This window comes from Lacrimispora sp. (assembly GCF_032078915.1).
GTDB lineage: Bacteria > Bacillota > Clostridia > Lachnospirales > Lachnospiraceae > Lacrimispora.
The window spans coordinates 1-6,264 of sequence record NZ_DAMAUN010000162.1 but is presented as its reverse complement, the minus strand read 5'-3'; the positions used below and the strand labels follow the sequence as shown (position 1 = coordinate 6,264).

5 protein-coding genes and 1 pseudogene are annotated in these 6,264 nt (G+C 41.5%); all 6 read right to left on the bottom strand.

Features of this window, described 5'->3' with window-relative positions:
* Window positions 1-86: 86 nt before the first annotated feature.
* Complete coding sequence (locus tag RT269_RS29380; RefSeq protein ID WP_313188039.1) at window positions 87-278, bottom strand: YjfB family protein; 192 nt, start codon at window positions 276-278, stop codon at window positions 87-89.
* A 92-nt stretch (window positions 279-370) separates the two neighbouring features.
* Window positions 371-1,909, bottom strand: coding sequence for a sensor histidine kinase (locus tag RT269_RS29375; RefSeq protein WP_313188038.1), 1,539 nt, complete (start codon window positions 1,907-1,909; stop codon window positions 371-373).
* Window positions 1,910-1,936: 27 nt separating this feature from the next.
* Complete coding sequence (locus RT269_RS29370; protein ID WP_313188037.1) at window positions 1,937-2,608, bottom strand: response regulator transcription factor; 672 nt, start codon at window positions 2,606-2,608, stop codon at window positions 1,937-1,939.
* A gap of 225 nt (window positions 2,609-2,833) precedes the next feature.
* The gene (kduI, locus tag RT269_RS29365) at window positions 2,834-3,676 is read right to left on the bottom strand and encodes a 5-dehydro-4-deoxy-D-glucuronate isomerase (protein WP_313188035.1); all 843 of its coding nucleotides are present in this window, start codon (window positions 3,674-3,676) and stop codon (window positions 2,834-2,836) included.
* Window positions 3,677-4,023: 347 nt separating this feature from the next.
* On the bottom strand, window positions 4,024-4,992 hold the full coding sequence (locus RT269_RS29360; protein WP_313188034.1) for a helix-turn-helix transcriptional regulator: 969 nt from the start codon (window positions 4,990-4,992) through the stop codon (window positions 4,024-4,026).
* Between the two features lie 520 nt (window positions 4,993-5,512).
* Window positions 5,513-6,264: pseudogene (locus RT269_RS29355) on the bottom strand (hypothetical protein); the annotation flags it as partial.

Below are 6,264 nucleotides of genomic sequence, written 5' to 3'. Positions count from 1 at the left end.
CTCTGTTACAAGACAAATCCAGGGTGAATGCCCTGGATTTTGTCTACAGTCTGAAGGGATATGTATCACCATATCCCTTTTCCATATCAAGCTTTTATATCCACAATATGCCCTATCCCATTTGCAGGCACCTGACTGGGAATCGCCGTCTCCACCATTTTAAGCAATCCCTCCGCAGCAACTTCCTGAGAGTCCATAGCTTTCTTCGCAACGCTGATACCTGCACTCTGCTGTACTCTAGCAAAGCTCATCTCCATGCTCATTGCACCAATATCCATCCCTTTCATTCTCCTTTCACGGAATACACCTCAGGCCATCCAGCTTACCTTCCTATATTTATATCGGCTCTATTCTTCTCTTATATAACAAGCTACAGATTTTCTTTATAACAATCCAAAGTAAACCAGAATTCCACGCCGCCCTTCACATTACGTACACCACAGGACTTCCCATGTGAATCCATAATAGCCTTAACAATAGAAAGGCCAATACCACTCCCCCCATATCCCCTTGTGTGCGCCTTGTCTACCTTAAAAAACTTGGTCCAAATTTGGGGTAAGTCCTCATCCGGGATATTCTGACCTGTGTTAAATACTGTTACAAGAGCTTCCTCTCCATTCTCCTCTGCCGTAAATATGATCTTACGCTCTCCATCCAAATGATTGAGCGCATTATTTAAGTAGTTCGTAATAACCTCTTCTATTTTAAATTCATCAGCAAATACATAAGTTGGACCGCAATCCTCCAGCTTCACTTCCGCCCCCTTCTGCTGGATCAGAATTCCTGCTGAATTAATGACTCCGCGGATCAGCTCTGTTAAATCAAAGCGCTCCATCTGAATACTGTCATTGCCGAATTCAAGAGCAGTAAGATTAAGTAATTGACGGACCATGGTATTCATTTTACCTGCCTCATCCATAATTACCCCGCAATAATAATCCCTGCTGTCCGGATCCTCCGCCATCCCTTCCGTAAGGCCCTCCGCATATCCCTGAATGAGGGCAATTGGCGTCTTTAATTCGTGGGAAACATTGGCGATAAAATCCTTACGCATTTCATCAATTTTTATCTTTTCATCAATATCCTTCTGCAGCTTTTCGTTGGCTGCCCGCAGCTGCCCGATGGTATCCTTTAAAGTGTTTGACAGCTGGTTCATACTATTGCCCAGTACCCCGACCTCATCTTCCTCTGCACCAGTGTATTTGGCATCAAAATCCAACGCCGACATTTTTTCTGACAAGTTGGCAAGCTGTAAAATAGGAGAAGTAATTCTTTTTGTTGTAAAATATATAAATATACTTCCTATAAACAGTGCCACTACTCCTACATAAGCGAGGAACCGGTTCGCCAGAGCCACACTTTCCGTAATGCTGGCAAGAGGGACAGACATAAGGAAAATAGTTTTATTGTCGGAAAAATACCCCCAGCTTTCCAGATAATAAGAATCGGAACGCCTGTCATATGTCTTCTGAACAATATAATTGTCATGTCTTTTTAAAATACTGGCTTCCGGCACGTTCTTTCCGAATATATATGCCTCTACCCTGTTTTTTAAAAAAAGCTGATCCCCGTTTGTGGACATAAGGGCCTCGTCTGTGGTGCTGTCGATCAACACCAACATCAGATTGTATTTTTCACCCATGGTTCGGAACATCTTCTGCGCCGGACCTTCATTTTTAAAATTCGGGTCATAGGAATCCTTGTAAAAATCAATGATCCCTTTCCCGCTTTCGTTCGCCTGTGTTACTAACTTGTCGATCTGCGTATAGGCTCTCTCCAGAGTATGCACCTTATCGTTGGTGTAAAAGCTCTCCAGAAACCAGTTGTTTACAAACCATGTAGAAATTAGGACCAAGGCCATCAGACATACAAAAATTATGGCAAAACGCGCCCTGATGGAATGCTTCATTTCATCACCTCAAATGGTATCCTTTCCTTATACTTCGAATTTATATCCCATTCCCCATATGGTCTTTATATAGTCTCCCTTATCTCCCATCTTGTTTCTCAACTTTTTTACATGGGTATCTATGGTCCGGGCATCTCCAAAGTAATCATAATTCCAGACATTGTTCAGTATCTTTTCTCTGGACAGGGCAATTCCCTGATTTTCCAGAAAATAAGCCAAAAGCTCAAATTCCTTGTAGCTTAGATCAATGTCTTTACCGTCAATGGTGACCTGATGGGCCGCTTTGTCAATGCAGATCCCCCCTATTTCCACTGCATCTGCGGGAACGGCATTGCTGCGTCTTAATATGGCATCCACGCGGGCCACTAAAATCTTAGGGCTGAAGGGTTTTGAAATGTATTCATCTACTCCCAGATCAAAGCCCTGTAACTCGTCACGTTCTTCGCTTCTTGCAGTCAGCATGATGATGGGAACCTGGGAATATTTACGGATTGTTTTACAGGTCTCCCATCCATCCATTTTAGGCATCATCACGTCCAGAATAATCAGCACAATATCCTTTTGTTCAAAAAAGATATCTACAGCTTCTTCGCCGTTGGAAGCCTCGACCACTGAAAAACCCTTTACACTCAAAAAATCCTTTACCAGTTTTCTCATTCTGGCTTCATCATCCACTACTAATATCTTTAACTGTTCCATATATAACCTCCTGAAATCAGATCCTTTAAATCACAATGTATTTATCAGTGTTATTGTAACAAATGGAAAAGCGAATATCTACATTTTCACAGAGATTTCACACGATTTAGAAGGAAATAGCTGATCACCAGATTATTCCCCTGACCTTGAAACGATATTCCGATTCCGGTAAAGCAAAAAGCAGATGCACTGGAAATAGCGCATCTGCCTTATTATAAAAATAAATTATCTTAACTCAGTTGTAGGAATGGTGTCCATATCATCGAACGCCTGGTTCTCTCCGCCCATTGCCCAGATGAAGGTATAGTTGCTGGTACCTGCACCGGAATGGATGCTCCAGGATGGGCTGATTACTGCCTGCTCATTCTGCATAACAATGTGTCTGGTCTCATTGCCTTCGCCCATCATATGGAATACTACATTGTTCTCCGGAATCTCGAAATACATGTAAATCTCCATACGTCTCTCATGGGTATGGGATGGCATGGTGTTCCATACGCTGCCCGGATCCAGAACAGTCATACCCATAGACAACTGGCAGGTCTCCAGTACGTCCGGATGGATGAACTGGTTGATCACGCGCTTGTTGGAGGTTTCCATAGCGCCCAGTGGCTTCTTAGCCGCCTTTTCAATAGGGATGAATGTGGTCTTACATGCTTTATGAGCCGGAGCACTCACCATGTAGAATTTAGCTGGATTTGATCCATCCTCACTGGAGAAAGTCACTTCCTTTGTTCCCTTGGTGATATATAAGCAGTCCTTATATCCCATCTTAAATTCTTCCCCATCTGCAACGATCTTTCCTGCGCCGCCAATGTTGAAGATACCAACCTCACGTCTCTCAAGGAAATAGCTTGTACCGAAATTTTTCCAAATATCAATGCCTTTATCAATGGAAACTGCCTCTGTTGTCGGCATACAGCCTAAGGTTACCATACGGTCTACGTGAGAATATACTGCAACTACCTCATTGGCAACGTATAAATTTTCAATTAAAAACTCATTTCTGGTTTCATCTGTTGTGTAGCGTTTGAAATCCTTCTGGTTTGCTGAATAACGGATATCCATTTATAAAAAACCTCCTTATATAATTAATTTAGAAATAACTGACCAGCTTCATCGTATCATAATGAGATTTTTAATTCAATATCTTCTTGGATAAATCGTCAAAAAGAACATAAAATCCTGTTTTTAACCTGAAAATCGGACGAAAGTTAGTTAAATAATCCATTCATTTAAGAGCATTGTTTTTAAATCTATTTACTTCTTCATGCAGCGAACGGGTCTGCGAAGAAAGCTCTTCTACCCGAAACGGATTTACGGACCTTGTCCATTTAACTGATGACGGTTGGATCGGCACACGTTGGGACAGACTTGGGTTAGCCGCTAACTTGCCCATCTTGAAAACTAATTGATTATGACTTCCGTACCGGCCTGATATACTTCCAAAACCGCTCCGGATTATGATAAAAGTATATTATTCTACCGGGGGAAGTATCAAAGCAGTAACCGGTGCCTGCAAAATCAAAAGCTGCCATAGTCCTTTCAACTTTTTCCTCTACACTACGATTTTCCTGCTCATAATCGAATGGCCCATGTTCAAAAACAATATACTCGGCTTCGGGAACATCAATCATAAGCATTTGTGGTGGTACTTCGCCTTTATAATCAAAAGGAAGACGTACACCATAACACTCTGTACGTGGAATACCCCAATCGCAAAGCCTTCCGTCCGGGTCATTAATGTACGCCATAATCTGGCCGCTGCCGCTGTTAGATTCGCTCCCACCATCATCATCTAATTTGCCCTTGATACTATCGATTAAGCCGCAAATTGTTTCGCAGTCCTGTCCCGGAATAAGATTTTGCTTTTGCCAAAAATCCCAATACCCATTACTCTCATAGTTTTTAATGTGCAAAAATTTGTGTGCGGGAATGGTTACAAAATAAATTTTAATATCATCTGTAGATTTTATCATGCCAATCTCTCCAAATCCTAAAAAGTAGCGGTCGAAAGGGTTTATTTTTGTACGAAGAACGACAGGCTTAGGCTTTTTTCGGTATTCACTTGGAGTTACATCATATGTTCCCTTGAAAGCTCTGGTAAAAGCTTCATGTGATGAAAAACCATAATCAAAAGCAATATCCAAAATGCTTTTTTCACTATCCCGAACCTCTTTTAGTGCAAAGGCTAATTTTCTATGCCGCAGATAATCCCTAAATTGCATACCCGATATTTCTTTGAATTTTCTCGTTGTATAAAACTCGGAATAACCCAGCCTGCGGGAAAGAAAGCGTAGTGTCAAGGCTTCATCATTATAATTTTTAATACATTTGTCAATTTCATCAACGATGATTTGAATTTGCTTCTGCCACTCGTACATTCGTCTGTTCACCTCGTTTCAGCCCCCCTATAGTCATTATAGAGTAATGGAACATGCATTGCTTGATTTTACTTGCTGAAAACTCCGAAAAGATCAAATTATCTTCGTAGTTAACCCAAAGTCGAATCTAAAACCACAAAATTAATTATACCATATTTTCAACCTAGATCAAAAGCTCCGTCCGTTCCGACTATCAGGCCTGTCATTACGCTCTCCTGACCCAAACCCTAATGGTCTGTTTACAGTGTTTATTCCCTTATTTACAGCATTGGAGGCATTTTTAACTTTATACTTTTCTTTTCTGCAATTTCTTACCTCGCTAAAGAATTTATACAATGAATTGTTTTTTATAATTGTAGGGAACTATTCTTAATTTTTTGTTTTCCAATATGGAAATTAGAGAATTTACAAAAAAGTCATCCCGAAGTTTTTGCGTATTCTTTAATTATATAAAGCATTTGGCTAAACTTCGAGATAACTTTTATAAAATAATTAAATTAGAGAGTGCCATTCTATTATGCTATGCAATCTGGTAAACAGACCATATAATTCCTCCAGTATTAGCACCTCCCAGATTAAGATTTAAAGATAAACCGCTTGATACATAAAACAAACCAATAACGTCACCACTGTTTAATGCTGCATCGCAAGCCAGAGTAACCGTTCCATTACCCAATACGGCTCTTAACGTCAGTAGAGTCACGCTGATGTTTAAAATTGGGAATAACCCGCTCACGATTGTTGTAGTTGTAGGTGATGTCCTTGATACTGCAAAGGACGGATTTACCGTATTTCCAATAGAACCCGCTATTGATGCTATTGTGGAGTAATTAATGGTTGCCTTTATAGAGTATCTTCCTGTTGTAGAAACCGTAAAGTTGCCTGTTGTAGCATTAAAATTTGCATTACCATAATAAGGAGCGGTTGTTGTCCAGTTTGTTATTTGTGTATCCGCTGATACTGCCAGGGAAGATACGAACGCGGAAAAGCCATTTGTAGCAAAATCCGGGCCGGTTGGACCTATATCTCCCTGCGGGCCGGTTGGGCCTGTGTCCCCTTGTGGACCGGTTGGGCCTGTATCACCCTGAGGACCGGTTGGGCCTATAGCTCCTTGTGGGCCGGTTGGGCCTATGTCCCCTTGTGGGCCTGTTGGGCCTGTATCTCCCTGTGGACCGATTGGGCCTATAGTTCCCTGTGGGCCTGTTGGACCTGTATCTCCCTGTGGGCCTGTTGGACCTACAGTTCCTTGTGGACCCGTTGGACCTACAGTTC

Bases quoted from the DNA above. Each gene is read 5' to 3' on its own strand.
- RT269_RS29380 (WP_313188039.1), bottom strand. From the start codon at position 278: ATGGATATTGGTGCAATGAGCATGGAGATGAGCTTTGCTAGAGTACAG.
- RT269_RS29375 (WP_313188038.1), bottom strand. From the start codon at position 1,909: ATGAAGCATTCCATCAGGGCGCGTTTTGCCATAATTTTTGTATGTCTG.
- RT269_RS29370 (WP_313188037.1), bottom strand. From the start codon at position 2,608: ATGGAACAGTTAAAGATATTAGTAGTGGATGATGAAGCCAGAATGAGA.
- kduI (WP_313188035.1), bottom strand. From the start codon at position 3,676: ATGGATATCCGTTATTCAGCAAACCAGAAGGATTTCAAACGCTACACA.
- RT269_RS29360 (WP_313188034.1), bottom strand. From the start codon at position 4,992: ATGTACGAGTGGCAGAAGCAAATTCAAATCATCGTTGATGAAATTGAC.